Raw genomic sequence first — 25,005 nt, forward strand, 5'->3', positions numbered from 1 at the left:
CTGCGGCTGGCAATATTGCGATGACCTCCACCAACATGGGGATTACCAATAAAGGGGCCTTGAGTGCCATAGGTTCCAAGGGCACCATTACCCTGACGGCTGAGAATAAGACGAATGGCGATATCACGAATGAAGAAGATGTGACTGCTGACGGCAATATTACCATGACGGCAGGGCATGACCTGGTAAACAATGGTGAAGTTAAATCCATTAACGGCAAGGTCGAACTGAATGCCGGAAATGACCAGTTCATCAATGACAATGTGAATGCCGAAAGCATCAATATTAAAGCGACCGGAGAGGGCGACATCCATGTTGGCTCTGACACGAAAGCCGTTACCCTCCAGTCCCAGAGCACCACAACCCTCCAGACCGAAAATGGCGACATTACCCTGTACGGCCTGAGCACCTCCCAGAACGATACCACGATAGAAGCCACCAAGTCCGGTAATATTGCCATCCACGGCGAAGTGATGACGAAGGATGCCGATGACAAGGACGACGTAGTTAATACCGGCAATGTGCTCATCAAGACCGCTGACGGCAACATCACCCTGAATCCCACGGCTATAGCAGCCGCTGAGGGTCAGCAGGGAGTTGTCTACGACCAGCCTGTGGAAAGCAGCGGGTCCGTGGCTGTCCAAAGCCTGAAGGGCAATGTGGACGTCACCGACGATGTTACCGCCGCTACCTCGGCCGAACTCAGCGCAGCAAATGGTTCTGTAGACCTGAAGGGTAATTTGGAAGCCAAGAACGGCACGGCCAAGATCGCAGCAACGGATGCGGAAGCAGACGTTGATCCGGCTGATGAACTGGGCAACGTAAATATCCAGGGCAATGTCACTTCCGACAAGGCCAATGTGATCATCTCCGCTTCCAACGGTACCATTACCGCTGGTACAGCTGCTAATGAAGCAGGCGAAGGCGGCAAGGATGTTGCCATTACGGCAGCCACCACCACGGTGATTGAGAACACCAACGGCGACATTACGCTGTACGGTACGGCCACTTCCCAGAATGGCACCACGGTACACACCATTACTGACGGCGATATTACGGTGAAGGGCCAGCTGACCACGGCAGATGTGGCTGACGGCAAAGTGGATACCGGCGATGTACAGGTACTGGCAGACAACGGCACCATTACCCTGGATAACGGCAAAGCTGATGCCATTAACAGCACCAGCGACGCAGTGGTTCACGCCTACACCAATACGGGCACGGTTGAAGCACCGGTTTACGCAGGCGAAGGCGATGTGGCCATCACCGGCAATGTGATTGCAGCCAAGACCGCCGATATTGGCACCTACACCGGCGATGTCAGCGTTACCGGCAACGTACAGTCGGCAGAAGGCACCACCGTGGAAGTCAAGGACAGCGGTACCCTTGGGGTTACTGGCAAACTGTCCACCACGGCAGAAGACGGAGATGTCAGAGTCCTGACCAATACCGGCAAGCTCAGCCTGACGGCGGCAGAGGGTGATACCACTGCCACGGCCATCGACAGCAAGGGCGATGTACTGGTACAGATTAAGGGCGCAGCAGCAGACCCGACTAAGGATATCCTCGATATCCAGGGCAACGTAACGGCTGCTGACGAACTGGCAGTAAAGAGCAATAACAGCAACATCAAGGTGGGCGATGGTACTACCAAGACGGGCTACACCCTGACCGGTACCGATACCACCATCTCCAGCACCACCGGAGCCATTGACGTCTACGGCGCTCTAAGTGCCACCAGCGGCGATGTTCTGGTGGAAACCCAGGGCAAGGTGGGCCTCACCAGCGGAGTTACTGGTAAGCCTGTAGTCAAGAGCAACGGCGGCGACGCTGTGCTGCGCTCCTACACCCTGGGTGAAAACGGCAAACCGGTGGCCAGCACGGGTACCCTCACCGTAAATGGTGACGTAACTGCTGACCAGGCGGTAAGCCTGAAGTCCGACACCGGCAAGATTACCTTCACCGGTACGGCCACTTCCGAAACCGGCACCACCCTCCAGGCCCTGACCTCCGGCGATATTGAAGTCACCGGCAAGCTGGTAACGGCGGACACTGAAAACACCAATAAAGGCGATGTGAAAGTCCTGACCAAGGACGGGGACATCACCCTGACCAAGACCAAGGACGGCGTGGATGTAGTGAGCAGCAGTCAGGCTGCTCTGGTACAGACCGAAGACGGCAGTGTCAGCGTCACTGGCAACGTCACCGGCGCTACCACGGCAGCTCTGGAAGCAGCTGACGGCAACGTCACCCTGAAGGGCGACCTGCTGGCCAAGAACGGCCAGGCCAAGCTGGAGACTTCCGACAGCAGCACGGGTGAGAACGAGGTAGGCGACATCCTGGTAGAAGGGAACGTCACCTCCTCTGCTGCAGACGTACTGGTTACCACCAAGAATGGCAACATTACGGTGGGCGATGCCACGCAACAAAGCATCCTCACGGGTGCCACCGGGGTAGCGGTGAATACCGATACCAACGGCGATATCACCGTCAAGGGCCAGCTGATTACGGATCCTGCCGTAACTGGCAGCAAGACTCCTGGCTCCGTCAGCGTCACCACGGATACCGGCAGCATTACCCTGCAGAGCAATGAAGCGGTTACCCCTGTCATTAACAGCGGCGCAGACGCTACGGTACAGGCCAGCACTGAAGGCGCTATCACGGTAAGCGACGACATTATAGCCGCCGGCAAAGTACTTGTGGATATCAAGAAAGGCGCTGTCAATGTAGGTGCTGAGAAGGCCCCGAACACCATCACCGCGGGCAATACCGCAGCTGTCCAGTCCCAGGAAGGCGACGTGACCGTGTACGGTACCGTAACCTCGCCTAACGGCACTACGGTACAGACCCTGGAGAACGGCGGCAATGTCACCGTAACGGGCCTCTTGGAGACCACCGCAGCAGAAGGCGATGTAAACGTCACCGCCACCAAGGGCCTTGTGACCCTGAACCAGGTGGGCGACGAAAAGAATGTCATCAGCAGTGCAGGCGATGCGACCATTAAAGCCACGGCTGACACCTACGCAGCAGGCGCAGACAAGGACGGCAGCATCAACCTGAACGGTGATGTAACCGCTAAGGACGGCGCTGTGCAGGTTACCACCAACAAGGGCGACATTGCGGTAGGCAAGGCTGGAGAGCCCAGAACCATCACCGCCGGCACCACGGCAGCTATCACAACCACCACCCAGGGCGACGTGACCGTAACCGGTACCGTCACCTCCAAGGACGGCACCACGGTAGAAACCTTGGACAAAGGCGGCGATGTGGCTGTCACCGGCCAACTGGTTACCACCGGCACCGGCGACATAGTTGTCAAAGCCACCGAAGGCAAGGCAACCCTGAATAAGGACAGCAGCAATGCTCCGGTCATCACCAGCGGCGGCAACGCCCTGGTAACGGCAACGGATCTGGGAACTACTGCTAACGACGTCGGCGATGTGGAAATTACCGGCGACATCACGGCAGCACAGTCCGTAGCAGTTCACGCTTATGAACTGGTGAAGGACGGCGAAGAAGGCGACGTGTACAAGCCCCAGGGCGACGGCAACGTGGCTGTCACCGGCGACCTGAATGCCGGCACCACCATCAACCTGGGCACCGATAACGGCAATGTGACCTATAAAGGCACGGCCACTTCCCAATCCGGCACCACCCTGGAAGCCATTACTTCCGGCGATGTGGCGGCTACTGGTGAGCTGATTACCGCTAAAGGCGGCAACGGCGATGTACGGGTAACCACCGGGGAAGGCCAGGTAACCCTTACCAAGGGCGAAGTTGGCAACCCTGTAGTCAACAGTGATGCAGCGGTAGTCATTGCCGCAGCAGATACTGCCTACGATGATGACGGCGATGGCGATATCACCGTAGCAGGGGATGTGGTTGCTGGAACCACGGCCACCATCTCCACCAACAATGGCGACATTGCGGTGGGTACGGCAGCCACCACGGATCCTCAGGCCGCAGCTGTTCCTGTGACCATTACCTCCGGTTCCGACCTGACGGTGAAAACCACCAACCAGGGCAACATCGGCGTAACCGGTGAACTGGTCACCAATGATGGCGGCAAGGTCAGCGTAACCACCAAGACCGGGGATATTACCCTGGATAATGCGGGCAAAGACAAGGCCATCGACAGCGCAGTCGGCGTACTGGTAGAAACCACCACCCAGGGCGATGTGGCCGTAACCGGTGATGTACTGGCCGGTACTGACGCAGAGCTCAGCGCAGCTGAAGGCTCCGTAGACCTGAAGGGCGACCTCACCGCAAATGGCGGCGATGCAGCCATTTTGGCTAGCGAGAAGGACGGCGTAGATGCCAATAAGGGCAACGTCACCGTAACCGGAAATGTTACCGGCTCCAATGCAGCCAGCATTGCGGCTGAAAACGGTAACGTGAACTTCACCGGCGACCTCACCGGTACCGCAGGCAACGCTACCATCAAGGCCAGCGACAGCGGCGCGGATGATAGCCAAGGCAACATCGTGCTTGACGGCAACGCTACGGCCGGCAAGGACCTGTCCATTACCACCGACCACGGCACCATCACGGCAGGCAAGGAAGGTGCGGATACACTCCTCACCGGCGGCAATACCACCACCGTGCAGAACACCGTAGGCGACATTGCCATCCAGGGCAAAGCCACTTCTGCCACCGGCACTACCGTGGCAAGCGCCCAGGAAGGGAATGTGGACGTGAAAGGCCAGCTGGAAACCACCGGCGCTGGGGACGTAAAAGTCTCCACCGGCACCGGCAGCATTGACCTGACCAGCACCGAAGCCTACGGACCGGAAGCCATCAAGAGCGGCAAAGACGCTCTGGTACAGACCGCTGTCGGCAACATTACCGTAACTGGTAAGACCGACACCAAGGGCGCAGCCACCTTTGAAACCCAGACCCAGGGCAATGTGAACTACACCGGCGATATCCAAAGCGGTACTGCCGCTACCCTGGATGCCCAGAGCGGCAATGTGGACCTGAAAGGCAGCGTGGACAGCGGCACTGAAACCCTGCTCCAGGCAGCCGGCGGCAATGTCACCCAGACCGGTGACCACCTGACCGCAGGCACCGGCATCACCGCCAGCGCCACGGAAGGCAGCGTGGACCTGACCACCACCGGTACCGGCGACATTACCGACCACAACCGGCAGCCTAACGGCGACCAGGGCTATGTACAAGCCCCTGCCGGCAACATTTCCATCAACCACAGCGGCAGCGGCGATGTAGACCTCTACAGCCTGAAAGCCCTGCAGAAGGTGGGCGTGGAAGTGAAGGACGGCAACCTGTACCTGGATACTGTGGACGGCAAACCTGTGGCCCTGTTCGTTCGGAATCCCGAAAAGACCATGGACGTAGGCAACGTCAACGCAGGCCAGGAAGTAGACCTGTCCGGTTCCGACATTGGCGTAGACAAGATCACCCAACGTCAGGACAGCGACGGTTACATCGTCTTCGACGTGAAAGGCGCCCGGGACGACCAGCCTGTGGAATACCTGCAAATGGACGATATTCAGACCAGCGTAGGCGCCCGGTTCAAACAGCTGTGGCTGCGCAATGGCAGCATTACCGCCACCAAGGGCAAACTGGACATCGAAAAACTGTACGTACTGGATAAAGTGTACTTCAGCAACGGCGTCATGAAGACCCAGGTCTACGGCACCCTGCCCATCCCTGATGAAACCATGGACAGCACCTACTGGAACAACGTGCTGCTCAACGACCCCGCTTCCCAGCTGGATCGGTGGCTGGACACCGGAAACGTGTACGGCAAGGATGGCAAGTGGATGTATCTCCACTTCGACGCCCAGGGCAACACCCAGTACAGCAACGGCAACCTGGTAGAACTGAGAGAACACAATTACGTGTACCCGCAGCGCTACAGCGTCGTGGAAGTCATGGGTCTGATGCAGGATCAGGACAGCAGCAACTTCTGGACCGTGTACCTGCACCCCGAAATCTCCCTGGCTGACCGGTACGACCTGATGGATGTCACCGCTGCAGTTTCCATGGATATGGAACCTGCCAGAGTTGATATAGTAGTAGAGCAAGACAAAGAGCAAGACCAAGAGCAAGAAGAACAAAACCAAAACGGAAAGAAGGACTAACAATGAACAAGAAAGCAGAGAATTTTCAAGCCTATCTGGACAAAGCAAAACTGAAGGACTTTACCCGTGAGGAAATCGCCAAAGACCCCGTGGACACCGTCGTGTTCCGCTCCCACCTGGCCCTGGAAGAAGCCCGGATCCCCGTGATCCTGATCCTGGACAAAAGCGTCTATGGCATCATCCGCCTGCTGGTAACCCCCAAAGCCCAGAAGAAAGAAAACGAAGCTGACCTGCTGAAACTGATCAACCAGTACAACCGCCAGTACAAAGCCTTCAAGTACTACCTGGACGACGCCGGCAACCTGGTACTGGACGTCAGCGTCCTGCTTCCCGACGACAAAGTAGATGGCGGCCTGGTCTATGGCCTGTTCCAAAGCCTGGATCAACATTTGAAAGAAGCATATCCCAAGTTCATGAAATTGATTTGGAAGTAAGAGAATATTGTAGGAAAAGTGCAATAAGCGAAACAGGCGGCCGTGAGGCCGCCTGTTTTGTATTGAAATTTTGTTCTCTTTGAGGTTGGATTGGGTGGTGCGGACCACTACTAATATGGGTGCGGGCCCATTCGGGAATCCTTGATGGTGTTCGCAATGTTTGCCTTTCCGTTCTCTTTGGGGTATATTTTCAAAAACGCGACGGAGCGCTGATTGTTTTTGAAAACACAGCCCGCAGAAACGGTGTACCACAAGCTGTAATCAGGCTAGTACTGGCAAATTTGTTGCAGATACTTTGGGTGGATTTGCGCTGCCACTCTATCGTATCCTTACTTTGGGCATGGGCCACTGAAGTGCCGACACCTTACAAAAACCGGGACCCGCAAGGGCCTATCAGGACGACGATGAAGACTCCAGGACACTACGGAGTGGCAGTTACATTGCTCAAGTTTGTTTTGTGTGTATTCGCCCCGCCGAAGCGGCGGGGGAGCGAGGGAACCTTCCGCCACCCTGCGTTCCAATGGACCGCAGTTGACTCACCACGCTTGCCAGGAACGCACGGTGGCGACTTCCTCGTTGGTGATTCGCTCTGCTCATCACAGGGCAGTTTCCAAGAAAACTTGGAAACTGCCGCAACGAGGCAGACAACTGAATGCAGGAATACTTTCGTTGTTTGCAATCGGCTAGTTCTAGAAGTCTGTTTCTGCAGGCCCCAACCGCCTTCCTGGCGTCAGGCACCTTCCCCACCTTGGACTGTTGTTGGGTGGAGAAGGCATGCGGCTAACGCCGCAAATGCTGGGGTGAACTTCCTCCGTCAGCCTAGCGGCTGACACCTACTACACGCTTGTGGTAGGCTTCCAGTCCACCACTGGTCGAGTAAAATCTAAAGTGCTGAAATAAAAATGACCAGTAATTGCTATGGAAGCTTCCTTCAAACGTGAAGGAAGTGGCGCCGCAAGGCGCCGATAGAAGTTCAATTCGGTTTTCGCGGCGCTAGCGCCGCATATGCCTTCTCCTTACCTGTTCGCTATGCGAACAGGTAAAGGGGAAGGTGGCGGTGAAATCACCGGCGGATGGGGTTCAAAAGTAGGATGTCCGCACTACACCCGTTGAGAACATCGACCAAAAATCCGGTACAGAGTTTTCTGCAGCTAAAAGTAATTTCGTTGGAAACTTTGACCTGGTTCAGCTACCGTCCTCGCCGCACTAGCCTCAAAAGGGGACCAACATGTCCCCTCTGGGGAAAGGCCGCAAAGCGGCAATGGGGATGTTCAACTGCGCCGCCCCTTCACCTACACAGTTTGTTCTTTTCCAACAATATATAATAAAGAAATAAATTCAAACTAGCAAATTTTATATGATAAAATATCGTTATATTGCATATTTCATGTTTCGTCGTTTGTCTCCAGTCTTTCCTGACAACCAATTGACAACCAATTGACAACCAAGTGGCAACCCAATATAAGTTAAGTCAAGTTAAGCTAATTTAAGTCAAGTCAAAGCTTTAAAACCTAGTTGAGCGATGGATCGTGGTACTACACTACTAGTTGCAGAGCGATAGTTCTTGATAGGTGATTGTAAACCTACTTAGGCGATAGTAACTTACTAGGGGGTGACAGCGCAGCCTGTGGATAACTCGATTTTGTAACGGGACGCTGTTTGCTGCGAAGGTGGTCAATTTTCAATCGGCTCAAAAATCGTTTTTAACGGTTTTAAACCCCGGTTTGCTTACACGGATATGCCTTATATACAAAAAGCCTCTCAGAAATCAAATTTGGGCGTAATAGAGGCATTCGTATTTGCCGGATATACCCCCGTTATTTTCTGGACAAGGGCATATTCGGGTAAATGGGGGCGGCGCTGTGGGGATCCTTTTGCCAGGGTTTCGCAGGGTACAGTGACCGTCTGAGACGCAGCCAGCGGCCGTCTAAGCCGGGCTTTCTGCCTGGGCCACTTCCATATCCCAGGTAAGGCGCAGAGGCCTCACAGGGGAAATAACGGGCCTTGAGGCAGCTTTTGCGTCTAAAGCAGGACCACAGCGCATGGCGGAAGGGCACTCTATTCCAGACTGCTGCGTTCTTTGCAGCCCGGCTGAAAGCTGGTCTGGCCAGGGCCATTGTATGGCAGGTAAACAGTTTCGAACAGAATTTCTAAACTTCTGTCAGCATATGTCCTTGAAAAGAGGAATTTAATTTATTATTGGGAAAATATTCGTTAAAATAATATAACTAAATTGAGAAAAATACAAAGTGTGTATAAAAGCTTTGGAAAGATACGCTGCCAGCTTACTGAAAGCGGGGCAGGGGAGTGCGGCAGCCCGTTATTTTAAGCTCAGGCGCAGCTGCTCAATGCCGCTGGTCGGTTTCGCCAACTGGATGAACGCATCCTTCTTAAACCGGTCATAGCGGCGGCAACAGACAGCACGATTCCTCTCATAGGTCTGCTGACCCGCCTTGGCCTTGTACCGTTTGCCACTCCCTCCATAGAGAAGCACCGTACCACGTTTGATTTCCTTGCGGACAGTATTTGGTGCACAGCCCAGCTCTTTAGCGATTTTATAGGGGGAATTGTCTTTGCAACGAATCTGGATGAGATCGCGCCCTCAAATGCAAGCTGTTTTCCTTTTTAGGAGCATCTGTGGTAAAATATACTAAATCTATAGAAATCTCTCTCCTCCGAGTGTTGGTTTGGACGCTTACATTCTATCAGAAGAGATCTTCTATGGATTTTTCAATTTATGCTTGAAATAAGTTGTTTGCAAATTGCCTGCAACTTATTATGCCTATAAAATTGGAACAATTCACTCAAAAAAATATTAAAGATTCAAAATCTAATATAAAAGGGAAAAATAAGAGATCGAATGGGAAAAATCCATAAAAACACGGAAAGGAGAGCAATTTTATCATATTATTTACAGTTTCGCTCTAAATCTTTATAATAGGGTATAGTAGCTTGAAAGATTACCCATAAGGCAATGAATTCATGTTCGCTTGATATAAATGCATTAACAGGAAAGGTTAAGTATGTGTAAATTAAAAATAAAGCCGTTCGTAAAATGGGCTGGTGGGAAAAAGCAGCTGCTTGAAAAACTAGAAGAACGCATGCCTAAAGAGTACAATCGGTATTATGAGCCGTTTATAGGTGGAGGGGCGCTCCTATTAGATGTTCAGCCACATATAGCGGTAATTAATGACGTGAATGAACAATTACTCAACGTCTATTCCCAACTGAAAGCAAATGCAGAAGCAGTGATCAGTAAAATTGAAGAGTATGATTCCTATTATTGCGGGGATGCTCTTGAGTGTTCTGACACTTGTCATTATGCCAATGCGCGGGATTGTGAGGAGGCTCGTAATTGTTATAAGGAATATTATTTGCAGATGCGGGAAAAATACAATGAAAAAATTAAGTTACAGGCTCTGGATATTGAATGCGCGGCGTTAATGATCTGGATTAATAAACATTGTTTTAATGGGTTGTATCGGGTAAATTCAAAAGGCCTATTCAATGTTCCTTATAATAACAAAGTGAATGGAAATTCCATGGATAAAGAGAATTTAAAGAATATTAGCCAGTATCTTAATGAAAACAAGGTTGAAATTAGAAAGGGGGATTTTGAAGAGGCTTGCAAGGATGTGGAACCCGGAGATTTTGTGTATTTTGACTCACCCTACATTCCAGAAAGCACAACGGCAAATTTCACCGATTATACGAAGGAAGGTTTCAATTATGATGCGCATTGCCGCCTGGCAAGGCTTTTCAAACAGTTGGATGCCAAGGGCATAAAAGTGATGCTGAGCAATAATGACGTAGAATTAGTGCATAAGCTTTATGAGGGGTTTCATATTGAAAATGTTGACGCTGCACGGATGATAAATCGAGACGCCTCTAAAAGAAAAGGAAAAGAGGTTATTATAACTAATTATTAAGGTGGCCTAAGTATGAAAAATATCTTTACTGAACACATCGAACCATTTTACCAGACAGAGAATGAAATGCTTATTCTTGGTGATACATTCTCTACCCTTGAAAAAATCGAACCAGGGACAGTCGATATGATATTTGCAGATCCACCCTATTTTTTGAGTAATAATGGAATCTCTTGCCAAGGTGGTAAAGTAGTTTCTGTTAATAAGGGCGATTGGGATAAAATATCTTCTTTTGAAGAAAAGCACGCATTCAACCGCAGATGGATTCGGCTTTGCAAAAGTGCATTAACCCTGAATGGAACCATTTGGATTAGCGGCAGCCTGCATAATATCTACAGCGTGGGTGTAGCCCTTGAACAGGAAGGGTTTAAAATTATAAACAATATAACCTGGCAGAAAACCAACCCACCGCCCAATTTAGCCTGTAGGTGTTTTACCCATAGCACAGAGACGATTTTGTGGGCACAGAAGAAGGACAAAGGGGCCAGGCATTATTTCAACTATCCGTTGATGAAAGAGATGAATGCCGGCAAACAAATGAAAGACGTTTGGACTGGGGCCCTAATTTCCAATAAAGAGAAAACGGAAGGGAAACATCCGACTCAAAAACCACTTTATATTCTGGAAAAAATTATACTTGCGTCTACGAAGAAAAATGACCTTATATTAGATCCTTTCTGTGGCAGTTCTACCACGGGTGTTGCAGCTAAAATGCTGGAACGAAAATATATAGGCATAGATAATGTTCAAGAATACATTGAGCTTTCTAAACGTCGATTGATGAGGAGAATGGAGTATGAGAGATTTTGACACTTGGCTGCAAAAGATGCGGCCCAGCATAAACGGGTACGGCTACTATGTGGATTTTGAAAAGGTATATGAAAATGTAGACGCTATCAAAATTGAACTCAATATTATGAACGCCCTCATTGGGTCAAAAAATATTGAAGTTGAATTCGAGGAAATGCTGAAGAAATACCCGGAAATTATTAAATGTATTCCTATTTTGCTGGCCGTTCGTGCATCAGAAATTTATGCACAAGATAAAGATGGGGCATTTAATTATGACTTTAAGCACATGAATTATTCGGTTGATCAATATTTGGTGTTTATGAAGAAAACCGGCCTTTTAAACCTGATTGCAGGGCAAAAGGTACATAACCTCGTTGATTATGTTCTGGGGGTAGAAACCGGGCTCGATAGTAATGGACGCAAAAATCGCGGCGGGCACCAAATGGAAGATTTGGTCGAAAGTTTTATCAAAAACACGGGTGCTGAATACTATAAGGAAATGTATCTTTCCGAAATCGAGAATAAGTGGGGAGCTGACCTTTCAGCAATTTCTGCAGAAGGAACCTCAACGAAACGCTGGGATTTTGTTGTTAAAACAAAATCAACGATATATGTGATTGAAACAAATTTCTATGCCAGTGGTGGTTCGAAGTTAAATGAAACATCCAGAAGCTATAAAATGATAGCAGAAGAAGTGCAGAAGACCAAAGGCGTCGAATTTGTTTGGGTAACCGATGGTGCTGGTTGGAAGAGTGCCCGCAGAAACCTAAAAGAAACCTTCGACACCATGAAAAATCTTTATAATATTACAGATATGGAAAATGGGGCATTGGAAAAGTTGTTCAGGTAAAATTTCATTATTCCATATGAAATAGGTATATTGCTATAAAATAAAAAGTAAAACCGCATAATAAAGTGGAAAATCATGAAAAAATAAAAAATCCCTCTTAACAGAATGTCATTTTGCTAAGAGGGATTTTTATTATTCATAGGGTTGGTTTTTACTGTTTTCTACAATGGCAGTAAATTTGGTATACACATAATTTTCAAAGTCTGCTTCTTCCATGGCATCAAGAAATTTACCTAATCCGCAAGAAGTTCCCCACCTCTTAGGTGGGGGATAAAGGCGGGCATGGCGAATTTACGCAAGCAATTGAGCCATGCAATTACTTTTTGCCTTATTTATCATCATAATCAGTTATAAAAGAGAATGGTAATATTATACGATTTATCAAGGCCATAAGGCGCAGAGAATTGGTTAATATGATCCATGTGATAGCGGCCAGCAAAGCGACTCCAGGAGGAATCGGCCGCACTAGCCTCTGCACTTACCTATAAAATGTTTCCCTTTACACGCACACATCTTTTTCGTTATACTTATAGTAGTACTGTATTTCATCACCCCAAAACAGCGCCGGGCCGCATGGAATCAGGGCTTGCAGGCATTTTGACGCTGCCCTGTGCACCCATTTTCTCCAATTTTTCCAACAGCGCCGTTTTTCCCTGTTTTCAGCTAGGCAGAAAGCGGCTTCCAGGGGCTAGGATTTTCTAAATGATTCCCCGAAAGGGGACGAAAACTTCCGAAAGGAATGCTAATACCGAATGTGATCCCTTATTTTCTAAATGATTCCCCGAAAGGGGACGAAAACATTCTTTTCCCTCAGGAGTCTTTCAGCTTCTCTGATTCTAGGAATTTTCTAAATGATTCCCCGAAAGGGGACGAAAACACTTGGTCAGCCAGCTTATTGCCGTCCCAAGGGATATGTAAATTTTCTAAATGATTCCCCGAAAGGGGACGAAAACTGGCAACAATTTGATAAACTAATAATCGTACAGAAACAGGAACAATTTTCTAAATGATTCCCCGAAAGGGGACGAAAACATTCAAACGCCGTGTCATTATCAAACGGTTCATCTGATTTTCTAAATGATTCCCCGTAAGGGGACGGAAACGGTGTATCTTTGTCTATGATGTGCGTTTTATAGTCGCCGTATTTTCTAAATGATTCCCCGAAAGGGGACGGAAACGAACACCGCAGCCGGAGTGCCAGTTCTTCCCAGTTCCGAATTTACTAAATGATTCCCCGAAAGGGGACGGAAACTACGCAAACGGGATAACCTTGTATACGCTGGATTGGTTCCCATTTTCTAAATGATTCCCCGCAAGGGGCGGAAACCTTGGCCATCTCTATATATTGTTGTTTCAGCTCTTCCAAAACCAAAACAGCGCCGGGCCGCATGGGGGCTGGCTTTGCAGGCATTTTACCGCTGCTATGTGCACCCGTTTTCTCCAATTTTTCCAACAGCGCCGTTTTTCCCTGTTTTCAGCTAGGCAGAAAGCGGCTTCCAGGGGCTAGGATTTTCTAAATGATTCCCCGAAAGGGGACGGAAACATTGCCCGGGTTGGACAACACGGGATACCATCTTGCAATTTTCTAAATGATTCCCCGAAAGGGGACGGAAACATAATTCCGGCGCCGGTCGTTTCATTGTCGGGAAATTTGATTTTCTAAATGATTCCCCGAAAGGGGACGGAAACATGGGTATCCATTGGATATTAATTGATTTATCCTTCAGATTTTCTAAATGATTCCCCGAAAGGGGACGGAAACCAAAAACGGAATAATCAATATAATCAATTTGATGTGCATTTTCTAAATGATTCCCCGAAAGGGGACGGAAACAAAGAGTCCAGACTGTTTATAGTCACATTTATTCTTCACATAATTTTCTAAATGATTCCCCGAAAGGGGACGGAAACCTGTTGATGTTACCTGGGGTACCTTAGCGGGACCGCATGTCATTTTCTAAATGATTCCCCGAAAGGGGACGGAAACCGGGAATAGCCGTTGTTCCACCAGCCCATTTCCTTTATTTTCTAAATGATTCCCCGAAAGGGGACGGAAACGCATATGCTTAAGTCCTTTAATGGTTTTCATGATTATATTTTCTAAATGATTCCCCGAAAGGGGACGGAAACAGGGGCACCGGCATTTCCGTGATACTCAAACACAACTACTATTTTCTAAATGATTCCCCGAAAGGGGACGGAAACCCAATTTTTACAATTTCTGGGTCCTCAAACTTCGTCCAGCTGATTTTCTAAATGATTCCCCGAAAGGGGACGGAAACCTGAAAGGTACCTCGTGAGTGCATGGTCACGATAGGACGCCATTTTCTAAATGATTCCCCGAAAGGGGACGGAAACTCAATGCCATAAAGATGTTGGTTAATAATTCCTCAATGTTCAAATTTTCTAAATGATTCCCCGAAAGGGGACGGAAACTTTCTGTTCTTTCAGTCCTTCTCCCATCTTCAGGAGTGCATTTTATTTTCTAAATGATTCCCCGAAAGGGGACGGAAACTATCGCCTCCTGTTGGCGTTTAATGATGATTACTGTTTGATTTTCTAAATGATTCCCCGAAAGGGGACGGAAACCATTTTTTTTACTTCCTTTCCTTTTTCCATTCGTCCGCCGTCATTTTCTAAATGATTCCCCGAAAGGGGACGGAAACACAATAAGAAGCCCCCTTTAACACCTCTTCAATCTTTTTTTTATCATTTTCTAAATGATTCCCCGAAAGGGGACGGAAACACGCTGTACGCCGTACAAGTACACTTTCCCGTTTTTAAACTATTTTCTAAATGATTCCCCGAAAGGGGACGGAAACCACAAACAACACGATTTTCAAAAGAATTTGTTAAAACCATTTGATTTTCTAAATGATTCCCCGAAAGGGGACGGAAACATTTAAAACACTCCCTTTTTCAAAATAAAATTTAGTCGGCATTTTCTAAATGATTCCCCGAAAGGGGACGGAAACTAGCATCGGCCACGGTAATCAATATTCCATGGGAAATAAATGTATTTTCTAAATGATTCCCCGAAAGGGGACGGAAACGCCTTGTATTCCTGAAGGTTCTTCCATTCATTGCAGAAATTTTCTAAATGATTCCCCGAAAGGGGACGGAAACTTTGGCAAAATGCAAATTCTAATTGCATGTTTTTCATTTCAATATTTTCTAAATGATTCCCCGAAAGGGGACGGAAACCCAAACTTGATACGATTGAATACCATCCAGTTCTGCGATTTTCTAAATGATTCCCCGAAAGGGGACGGAAACTCAGTCGGGACAAGACCGCTCATAGCTAAGTAAGTAAAATTGATTTTCTAAATGATTCCCCGAAAGGGGACGGAAACCGGTAATTATAGCCGCCGTAGTTGTTGTACTGGCTTTTGGGGATTTTCTAAATGATTCCCCGAAAGGGGACGGAAACGTAATTTACAAGTCCCATGCTTCCCCTTCCCATTCTTCGAAAAAATTTTCTAAATGATTCCCCGTAAGGGGACGGAAACTTTTCAATCCAACCATTATCTATACACCATTCCAATAATTCATTTCTAAATGATTCCCCGCAAGGGGGCGGAAACAGCGTTTCACAAGAAAAGTTAATCACAAAGCCCTTTTTGATAGTATTATTTAATGAATCCCCGTAAGGGGACGGAAACTCGTGTAAAATTTCTCTTGTTAATGTGATTTTCTCAATCAATTTTCTAAAGGATTCCCCGTAAGGGGACGGAAACTTGTACATTGTCAAACACTCCTTTTTATTGTGTGCCATTTTCTAAATGATTCCCCGAAAGGGGACGGAAACTGACATTTTTTGCAAGTGATAGACTTGTCTATAGTGTTGATTTTCCAAATGATTCCCCGTAAGGGGACGGAATCTTTTTTGCACGTGCCCAGTTTTTGCAGCACGTAAAACCTAAGGCGTTACTAAAAATTATCCCCGAAAGGGGACGGAAACTTCTCACAATAGCACCCATTATTAGCAAATACGCAATCGAATTTTCTAAATGATTCCCCGCAAGGGGACGGAAACGCTATTCAAGGTAGTGCCTCCCAACTAAACGTATAAATTCTTATTTTCTAAATGATTCCCCGTAAGGGGACGGAAACTTGTACATTGTCAAACACTCCTTTTTATTGTGTGCCATTTTCTAAATGATTCCCCGAAAGGGGACGGAAACTGACATTTTTTGCAAGTGATAGACTTGTCTATAGTGTTGATTTTCCAAATGATTCCCCGTAAGGGGACGGAATCTTTTTTGCACGTGCCCAGTTTTTGCAGCACGTAAAACCTAAGGCGTTACTAAAAATTATCCCCGAAAGGGGACGGAAACTTCTCACAATAGCACCCATTATTAGCAAATACGCAATCGAATTTTCTAAATGATTCCCCGCAAGGGGACGGAAACGCTATTCAAGGTAGTGCCTCCCAACTAAACGTATAAATTCTTATTTTCTAAATGATTCCCCGTAAGGGGACGGACCAATCTAATATCCAAACGAAAACAGCAGGTTGTACCATTCTTAACAATAAGCAATGGTACAGCCTGCTGTTTTATGTTTTCCAGCATTCGAATTTAGAACTTCCAAAAACAATCTTTAATAAAAGTTCCATCAGGGGATGATTTTTGTACAAGCCCTATGGTAAAATAAAACCATGTGCATTAGGCCATTGCCAAAAAATCGATTTTCCCTAAAACAAGCCTGCAACTGCGGAATGAAATCTCAGCAAGGCAGTAAATGGCAAGGATTGTTTTATTATTTATTTTTATAGGCAAAAACTCGGTCTAAGCAAAAGAAATTAAATAATCGTAAGATTGGAATATCTCAAGTGGTGAGGAGGAGTTATATGTCACAAGGTGGGTATGACACTCTGGTTAAGGGTGCTCTGCTGCATGATGTGGGGAAATTGGTCTATCGTGCCAATGCGCTGACAGGGACGCATTCCCAGAGAGGGGCGGAATTTTTAAAGCCCTATCTGGAGGCTGGCACGGCAGACACGGAGGCGCTGCTGCACTGCGTCCGGTACCATCATGGCAGGGAACTCAATCGTGCCAAATTAAAAAATGATGATTTGGCCTATATTGTGTATGAAGCCGATAATATTGCTTCTGGGGTGGACCGGAGAGAACTGGAAGAAGGGGAGGGCACGGGCTTTGATAAAACCCTGCCGCTCCATTCTGTTTTCTCTGCTTTTGGCGGTACTCTCCAAAAGCCCTTTGCCAAATACTACTTGCGGGGGCTTAATGAAGAAGAAAAGTTTAATTATCCTGTCAAAGAAGAACTGCAGGCTTCCAGCGATAAGTATCAGGAACTGGTCAATGTCCTAAAACAAAATTTTCAGCAGAAAAAGCTCAATGAAATGGCCTGCAACGAACTGCTGCGGATTTATGAAGATGTGACCGCTTATGCGCCCTCCAGTACCAACGAGGCCGAGCTGGGGGATATTTCCCTCTATATGCATTCCAAGGTCACCGCAGGGGTTGCCGCCTGTATGGCAGCTTATTTTGCCGCCAACGGAAAAACCAACGTTAAAGAACTTTGCTTCGAGAAAAACAAAGTGTTCCGCCAGGAAGAGGCCTTCCTGCTGGTATCTGGGGACCTGTCCGGCATTCAGGATTTTATCTACACAATCCCGTCCAAAGGGGCCCTGAAATCCCTGCGCGGACGGTCCTTCTATTTGGAAATCCTCATGGAAAATGTTATCGATACGCTGCTGGAATCCCTGGGCCTTTCCCGGGTAAACCTGCTGTACAGCGGCGGCGGTCACTTTTATGCCCTGCTGCCTAACACCCCTGCAGCTAGAACTGGGGTAAAAGCACACCAGAAAAACGTGAACCAATGGCTGCTGGAGCAGCTGGGCACCCGTTTGTACCTGGCCATGGGGATGGCTCCCTGCTCTGCAGAAGACCTGCTTCACTCTGATACCCAGCGCAATGTATTTGCCCGGACCAGCCGTGCCGTGAGCAAGAGTAAGATCCAGCGCTACGATACGGAAACCCTGCAGGCCTTGTTTGATGAAAACAGTTCGCTGAATACGGTGCAGGATGCCACCCGGGAATGCGCCATCTGTCATACCTCCACTGCCGAGCTGGAACCCTATGGGGAAGAAGGCTCCGGCCAGGAAGCCTGCCCAATGTGTGCAGGTTTGTTCCGATTGGGCAGCCAACTGGTAGGCAGCAAAGATACCTGTTTTGTCATTGCCCAAGGCCTGGTGGATGCCGCTTTTGATGGCGTTCCTATGTATGCCAAAGAAGGCAAAGCGGCAATCTATGTGGTGTCAGAAAAGGCTCTTGCAGCTTTTGCCAAGAACCATGAAATATTGAGAATCTATGGGAAAAATAAGGCTGTTACCGGCGAATTTGTCAAGCAGCGGCTCTGGGTGGCCGATTATGTATGCCAGGGCCCCCATAACCAGGTGTTGGATTTTTCCCAGCTGGCCGATTGCAGTGCTGATGCCGAGGGGAAGGGCATTCACCGGATTGCCGTCCTGCGGGCGGATGTGGACAACCTGGGCGCAGCCTTTATCAGCGGTTATATCAGTGATAAAAAAGGTGATGAAACCAGATATGCCACCCTGTCCCGTTATGCGGATCTATCCAGGGATTTATCCCTGTTTTTCAAGGCCGGCGTGAATAAACTGGCTCAGGGTGAACTAACAGGGCAGGGTGGTTTTGCCCTGGAACCCTTTTCCATCTGGCAGGAAAAAGAGTCCGGCCCCCGGGCTGTTCATATTATCTATTCCGGCGGTGACGATGTATTTATTGTAGGAGCCTGGCAGGAAGTGCTGGAATTGGCCGTAGAAATCCGGGAAGCTTTCCGGGTCTTTACCCAGGGAAAACTAACCCTTTCTGCTGGCATTGCCTTTTTCTCCCCGTCCTATCCAGTCCATAGCATGGCTGCTATTGCTGGAGAATTGGAGGATATGGCCAAGAAGGTGCCGGGAAAGGACGCAGTGGCGTTATTTGGCATAGATACCAACAATCACGGAAATCAGCTGCAATGCCAGCATTTGCATAAGTGGAGCAGCTTTACCCAAGGAGTATGCGGGGAAAAGCTGAACTTCTTGGAAGAAGCTTTCAACTTAACCGGGAAAAATACCAAAGGGCTTCCTGTGGGAAAAACCATGTTGTACAAACTTAAAGGTCTATTGGAAGGTTTGGATACTGGTGAAAACAAGATCAATCTGGCCCGCTTTTTGTACACACTGGCGCGGCTGCAGCCACCCAAGCAAAAAGACCGGGAAAAGTACCAGCAGCAACTGGACCTGTACAACCAAGTCACGCAGCAATTGTACCAGTGGGTGAAGAACGAAACGGACCGGAAGGAACTGCTGACAGCCCTGCATTTGGCGATTTATTACCTGCGGGATAATCAGGGAATCTAAGTGAGGAGAAGAGTGCCATGAGCGAAAAAGAAGCAACCAATATCGTTGATCAAGCGGAGAGCGTTATCAATAAGTTGAAAAAAGATAGATGGGGACACATAGGCCTGAAAACCTCTCAAATCCGTAAATTTCTGACCTCCGTAAATGCCATCCGCAACGAAGTGCTGATTGCCAAAGGAGCACAGAAAAACACAGAATTGAAACCTGATGCAGCACTGGAGGTCAAGATGCTGAAAGCCAATCTGCTGTATCAGGCAGGCCGGGAACAAGGCCGGGATAAATTCGTGGACGATTTTGTAAAACAGAGCGATTTGATCTCCAAAATCGATGGCGTGGGCAAGGACTACAAAAAATTTGATGAACTGTGCAAATACATTGAAGCTTTGGTGGCCTTCCACAAATATTATGGCGGCGCTGACTAAGAACTGGTAAATGCAAAAATAGCTTAGAGGAGGCTTTATGATGGAAGGAAATCAGGCAGCATTAAAAGGAAAAATTGTGATTAACGGAATTTTAACAGTCAAAACTGGCTTGCATATTGGCGCAGGCTCGGACTATGCTCCCATTGGTGCCGTGGACAGTCCCTTTGTTCGGGACCCCCTGACCCATGCGCCCATTATTCCCGGCAGTTCCCTGAAAGGCAAGCTGAGAACCCTTTTGGCCAAAAATAGAGTGGAAGGTTATATCTTAAATAGTGTGGAGGAGGATGACAAAGTCATTGCCCGTCTTTTTGGTATGGCAGGAAAGGATAAGGTACGACCGGCCCGCCTGCAATTCTACGATCTGTTTGTCACTGAAAATAGCCAGGAGCTTTTTACCAGTTTGGACACGGATACCTACATGGGGGAAGTCAAGTACGAAAATACCATTAACCGGCTTTCCGGCGCCGCCATGCCCCGCCAAATTGAACGGGTACCGGCAGGCATGGAATTTGCGTTTAAATTGGTGTACAACGTGGAAAGTGATGATGAAGCGGAACTCCAGACCGATCTGGAAACCCTGAAGGAAGGCTTGGAGCTTTTGACCTATGACTATCTGGGCGGACATGGTTCCCGGGGCTACGGCCGCATTGCCTTCTCCCAATTGCAGCCCCAATTTGTAGGTATGAAAAACAGCAGCCTGGAAGAAGTCTGCCAAAATGTTTTTGCAGGGCTGGAAGGCAGCGTTGAACCATGAGGTACTACGTATATTCGTTACACTTTCTAACGCCCGTCCATTTTGGCAACACGGCAGAAGGTGGAACGCTGGAAAATGTGGAGCTATCCTTTTCCTCTGACAGTTTTTTCAGCGCCCTGTGTAATGAAGCTGCCCAGGCCCCGGAACTGCTGCAGACGCTCCTTGCGGCCGTGGAGCAGGGGAAAATGGTTCTTTCCAGTCTGTTTCCGTTTTTCGACCGGGAAAAGGAAACCGGCCAGTGGGAATACTATCTGCCCCGGCCTTTGCGGCTGGAAAACAAAAAGCTGGAAACCCACAGCTATCAAGCCACCAAGGCAGAGGCTACCCGCAGAAAAGCCCTGAAGAAGGTCCGGTACGTGCGGGCCTCGCTGCTGGAAAAGAAAAACAGCGAAAAGACGGAAAATGCTATCCTGGAACAGCCCAATTTTGGCCAATTTGAAACAGTGGCAAAATTGAACCGCAGGCTGGAACCGGGTCTGCCCTATTTTGTCGGCGCCTACACTTTTGCTCCCGGCGCCGGCCTGTATTTCCTTGCAGGCTTTGAGGAAGGACAGGAAAGCTTAGAAGACCAGTTTGACCAGCTGTTGGAACTTTTGGGTTATTCCGGCATTGGCGGTGAAAGAAGCAGCGGCTGCGGCAAATTCGAATTGGCTGCTGATAAGGAAGAAATGGACCCAGCCTATCCCTGCCTTTTTGAGGATACCCAGGCATTGTTAGATATGCTTATTGAGCAGCAAGGTGATTATTATATGACTATTGCAGCTTTGGCCCCTGACCAAAAGACCATTTCCCAATTGGCAGAAGGAACGTATAAGCTTCGCAAACGCAGCGGTTTCGTCAGCTCTGCCCAGCTGGCGAATGCTGTAAAACGGAACAGCTACTATACTCTTGTGGAAGGCTCCTGTTTTCCACAGCCGCTGACAGGCCGGATGCTTCAGTTCCAGGTTCCTGGCTTAGCTCACCCTGTTTATAGGAATGGTTTAGGGCTGTTTGTGGGGGTGCACGATGCATAACAGCAGAAATGATTTTTTAGAACAAAGTACCCTGCGGCTGCAGGTGCTGACCCCTGTCAGCATCGGTGCAGGACATACGCTGAATTCCAAAGAATATTTGTATGACCGCAGCCGGGGAAAGATATACCTGCTGAACCAAAAAGAATGGTTCAAATACCTGTATGGAAAGAAACTCCTGCCATTCTTTGAGCGGTACCTGCAGGAAAATTCCTCAGAAACGCCGTTTGAATGGTTGGAAAAAACTATGGGCTCGCGGAATGTGAACCCGGTACAGTTGGGAAAGGCCATTCGGACCTCCATGGAGGTCCAGGTGGATTTAAAAAAATCGGGGATTAGGAAAAATGTCAATGATATTATTCCCTGCCTGCATCAGGCCGATGGTACGGTGTATATTCCCGGCAGTTCCCTGAAAGGGCTGCTGCGGACGGCCATCCTCTTTCATTTGATTCGGCAGGAAAAGTGGGAAAGCCGCAGAAAAGCCCATTGGCAGGAAATCCAAAAAATTGTGCCTCAATTGGAAAGGGCCAGCGCTAGTCGTGATGGAAGGGGAGAGAAGTCCTGCATCAGAGAGCTGGAGAAAATAGCTGCGCAGATTGAAAGGGAGCTCCTGTGTGTGCTGGGCTGTGACGAAAAAAATGCTCCCTTAAACGATGCCCTGCGCGGCCTGCGCTGCGGGGATGCCCTGTTGGTAAGGGACAAGGCAGGGGCCGACCAGGGAAAAAGCCCCACAGCCCTTTTGCAAAAGGTGGACCTGGGGCAGCGGGGAGAAAAAGCCTTGCCAATCTTCTTTGAAGCCATTATGCCGGGAACCCAATTTGAATTTTCCTTGACATTGGAAAAAAGTATGCTGGAGCGGATTGGCATCCATTCCATTGCTGAGGTGGAACAGATTTTGCAGGAATTCTACCAATATTTGAACAAAGTACTGCAAGAAGCCTTTCCCAATCAGAAGAGCCTCTTTGCAGAACTGGCCAAGGGTAATGCCTATTTAGGCCGCAATAATGGCTTTCTGCACAAGACCTTTGTTCTGGCATTAGCCGATTCTCCCCGGGAAACGGTCCCGGTGGTACGGGCCGTGCTGAATAAGGAGTTTTGGAAGCATAAACACCTGGAGGCGGACCGGACCATTTCTCCCCGGCTGCTTAAGGGCACCAGGCTGTCAAACCGGCTGGTATTGATGGGGGGAGTGAGAATTTCCCGTGTTTAGCAAACCCTTAACCACTATTGAGTTGACGCTTCAGCCCAAGGAACAAACCAAACTGACCCAATCTGCCGGCAGCCTGCTTCAGGGAGTTCTGATGGAAGCTATTGAACCCGCCTATGCCTCTCAATTGCACCTGGAGAACCTGCGGCCCTACAGCCAATACCTTTATGTGGACAGGCAGGAACACACCCTGAAGTGGCGGCTTTCCAGCCTGAACCAGGAGGCAGCCCAAAGACTGCTGGAACCCGCCTGGAATTTGCCGGATACCTTTCGCCTGAAACAAAAGGGCGTAACCGTGGAGATTACCCAGCGGAAATGCTGCAGAGAAGCAGATTATGACACCCTGGCCAATACCTATCTGGGGGGCGAGGCAACTTACCGAAAACTTCATTTTGCTTTTCTGACCTCCACCACCTTTAAAACCAATGGCACCTACGCCCTTTATCCGGAGCTGGAACTGCTGTTTCACAGCCTGCTCCAGCGGTGGAACTACTTTAGCGACAGTGAGGTCATCGATGCTCCGGATGCTGTACAGGAGCTGGTAAAAAATCTCTTTGTAGGCAGCTATGACCTGAAGCTGCATCCCTTTGCCCTGGAGGGCACCCGGGTCCAGGCCTTTCGGGGCAATTATACCGTAGTTTTAAAAAATAATATCATCTTACGCCGGCTTGCAGCCCTTCTGGCTGACTACGCCCAATTTTCCGGCGTGGGTATCAAAACAGCCCTGGGCATGGGCGGCACCCAGGTAGAAATGGAGCTGTGGCGATGAAAATTTTATACTCAGCTGTAGGAGATACGGACCCCATCCGGGATTTGCGGGATGGAGCCATCCTTCATATTGTCCGCTGGTACCAGCCGGATAAGGCCGTGCTCTTTCTGAGCAAGGAAATGACCGAGAAGGAAGAAGCACGCCAATGGTACACCAAGCCTATCCTAGCGGTAAAACCGGATTGTGAGCTTGAACTGATCAAAACCGATATTGTGGACGTTCACAAACTGGATTCTTTGTACCGGATGACCGATGAGTTCTACCGCCTGGTGGATGCCTATCCGGAGGCAGAAATCCTGCTGAATACCAGCTCCGGTACTCCCCAGATGAAGATGATTTTGGCTGTTCTGGCCATTGAATATGACAAGGCCAAGGCCATCCAGGTTTCTTCTCCCCAAAAAGGCTCCAACCGCAATACTGAGCATTTGTTGGATACTACTCCGGTAGAAGACATTATCGAAGGGAATTTGGACAATCTCCCCGAAGAATGTGAAAATCGCTGTACAGAACCCAAACTGCGCTTTATCAAATACCGGCAGGTGGCCCGGGAACTGGTGGAACTGGTCCAGGCCTACAGCTACAAGAATGCCGTGGAACTGGCTAATAAAAACCGGGATATCCTGTCCCAGGAAGTACTGGACCTGGTGCAGCACGCCTATGAACGCTCCAACCTGGATTACGAGGCAGCAGAGAAAACCTTGAGTCAGTATCCTGCCTATGAGGAATTTCTCTTTCCCCAGGTACGGGACAAAGCTGCCATTAAGCTGCGGGAATACCTGTGGGTCATGGAAATTCGCCTGAAACAGGACTATAAGCAGGACTTCTTTGTCAAGCTGAGCCCATTTCTCTATGAACTGCTCTGTTTTTATATTACCAAAAAGCTCCAGATTCCATTGGAAAAATTCACCGGCAAGAAAAACTACGATAAAATGCAGCTTTCTGAAATCAAAGAGAATTTTCCGGAATATTACCAGAAGCTTAAGGATACCTTACCTTATCCCCTGCGGGATGGGCAGAATTTGTCCTATTATTATCTGGAACTGTTCCTGCAGACCCGAGAGGAAGTACCGGAGGCTATCAAGAAAACGTTGCAGACCTTGCGGAACGTAGAAAGCAAAATCCGCAATAAACAAGCCCATCAGATTCAGCCACTGACCGATGCTGATGTGAAAGCTGCAGTGGGAAAATCCATGCAGGAAATCTATCAGGACATTCAGGCGGTTTTTTATTTTGTTCTGGGGGATCATTACCGGGTGCCTAAAGAAATGGTGTATGATCAGCTGAACCAAAAACTGGAAGAACTGCTGAAAGCTCAGGTATAATCATTTTTTAGAGGAGGCAACG

The 25,005-nt window shown here is 48.6% G+C and carries 12 protein-coding genes and 2 CRISPR repeat arrays (1 of these 14 running past the window's edge); all 12 genes read left to right on the plus strand.

Annotated features, from left to right (window positions below):
- A protein-coding gene (locus LKE88_RS12860; RefSeq protein WP_276803852.1) for a hypothetical protein crosses the window boundary here: on the plus strand, positions 1-6,104 show its final stretch. 24,244 nt of this gene lie to the left of the window's left edge; the window shows 6,104 of its 30,348 coding nt (coding positions 24,245-30,348); its start codon lies off the left edge, out of view; it ends in the stop codon at positions 6,102-6,104.
- Between the two features lie 2 nt (positions 6,105-6,106).
- Positions 6,107-6,538 (plus strand): YbjN domain-containing protein, encoded by a 432-nt coding sequence (locus LKE88_RS12865; RefSeq protein WP_118286965.1) that lies wholly within the window; start codon positions 6,107-6,109, stop codon positions 6,536-6,538.
- A gap of 3,023 nt (positions 6,539-9,561) precedes the next feature.
- Positions 9,562-10,467, plus strand: a complete 906-nt coding sequence (locus LKE88_RS12875) for a DNA adenine methylase (RefSeq protein ID WP_270441188.1) — start codon at positions 9,562-9,564, stop codon at positions 10,465-10,467.
- 12 nt (positions 10,468-10,479) lie between these two features.
- Positions 10,480-11,277, plus strand: a complete 798-nt coding sequence (locus LKE88_RS12880) for a DNA-methyltransferase (RefSeq protein WP_270441186.1) — start codon at positions 10,480-10,482, stop codon at positions 11,275-11,277.
- Positions 11,264-12,109, plus strand: coding sequence for a type II restriction endonuclease (locus LKE88_RS12885; RefSeq protein WP_270441184.1), 846 nt, complete (start codon positions 11,264-11,266; stop codon positions 12,107-12,109). Before LKE88_RS12880 ends, LKE88_RS12885 begins: the two co-directional genes overlap by 14 nt.
- Before the next feature lie 693 nt (positions 12,110-12,802).
- Positions 12,803-13,438: a CRISPR direct-repeat array (repeat unit 35 nt; unit sequence ATTTTCTAAATGATTCCCCGAAAGGGGACGGAAAC).
- 179 nt (positions 13,439-13,617) lie between these two features.
- Positions 13,618-15,917: direct repeats of the CRISPR family, unit length 35 nt; unit sequence ATTTTCTAAATGATTCCCCGAAAGGGGACGGAAAC.
- A gap of 1,044 nt (positions 15,918-16,961) precedes the next feature.
- Positions 16,962-19,499: a type III-A CRISPR-associated protein Cas10/Csm1 gene (gene cas10, locus LKE88_RS12890; RefSeq protein WP_270441182.1), complete on the plus strand. Its 2,538-nt coding sequence runs from the start codon at positions 16,962-16,964 to the stop codon at positions 19,497-19,499.
- A 17-nt stretch (positions 19,500-19,516) separates the two neighbouring features.
- Positions 19,517-19,921 carry a type III-A CRISPR-associated protein Csm2 gene (gene csm2 / locus LKE88_RS12895; RefSeq protein ID WP_231086378.1) on the plus strand — a complete coding sequence of 135 codons (405 nt, stop codon included), beginning with the start codon at positions 19,517-19,519 and terminating at the stop codon, positions 19,919-19,921.
- Between the two features lie 40 nt (positions 19,922-19,961).
- The gene (gene csm3 / locus LKE88_RS12900; protein WP_353937247.1) at positions 19,962-20,675 is read left to right on the plus strand and encodes a type III-A CRISPR-associated RAMP protein Csm3; all 714 of its coding nucleotides are present in this window, start codon (positions 19,962-19,964) and stop codon (positions 20,673-20,675) included.
- Positions 20,672-21,688: a type III-A CRISPR-associated RAMP protein Csm4 gene (gene csm4, locus LKE88_RS12905; RefSeq protein ID WP_270441181.1), complete on the plus strand. Its 1,017-nt coding sequence runs from the start codon at positions 20,672-20,674 to the stop codon at positions 21,686-21,688. The genes csm3 and csm4 overlap by 4 nt, the downstream gene beginning before the upstream one ends.
- The gene (csm5, locus tag LKE88_RS12910; protein WP_231086383.1) at positions 21,681-22,895 is read left to right on the plus strand and encodes a type III-A CRISPR-associated RAMP protein Csm5; all 1,215 of its coding nucleotides are present in this window, start codon (positions 21,681-21,683) and stop codon (positions 22,893-22,895) included. Before csm4 ends, csm5 begins: the two co-directional genes overlap by 8 nt.
- On the plus strand, positions 22,888-23,661 hold the full coding sequence (gene cas6, locus LKE88_RS12915) for a CRISPR system precrRNA processing endoribonuclease RAMP protein Cas6 (RefSeq protein WP_231086389.1): 774 nt from the start codon (positions 22,888-22,890) through the stop codon (positions 23,659-23,661). Before csm5 ends, cas6 begins: the two co-directional genes overlap by 8 nt.
- On the plus strand, positions 23,658-24,983 hold the full coding sequence (gene csm6 / locus LKE88_RS12920) for a type III-A CRISPR-associated CARF protein Csm6 (protein ID WP_105325928.1): 1,326 nt from the start codon (positions 23,658-23,660) through the stop codon (positions 24,981-24,983). The genes cas6 and csm6 overlap by 4 nt, the downstream gene beginning before the upstream one ends.
- Positions 24,984-25,005: the final 22 nt, after the last annotated feature.

Origin of the sequence: Acidaminococcus hominis (assembly GCF_022484025.1) — a bacterium.
Taxonomy (GTDB): Bacteria; Bacillota; Negativicutes; order Acidaminococcales; family Acidaminococcaceae; genus Acidaminococcus; species Acidaminococcus hominis.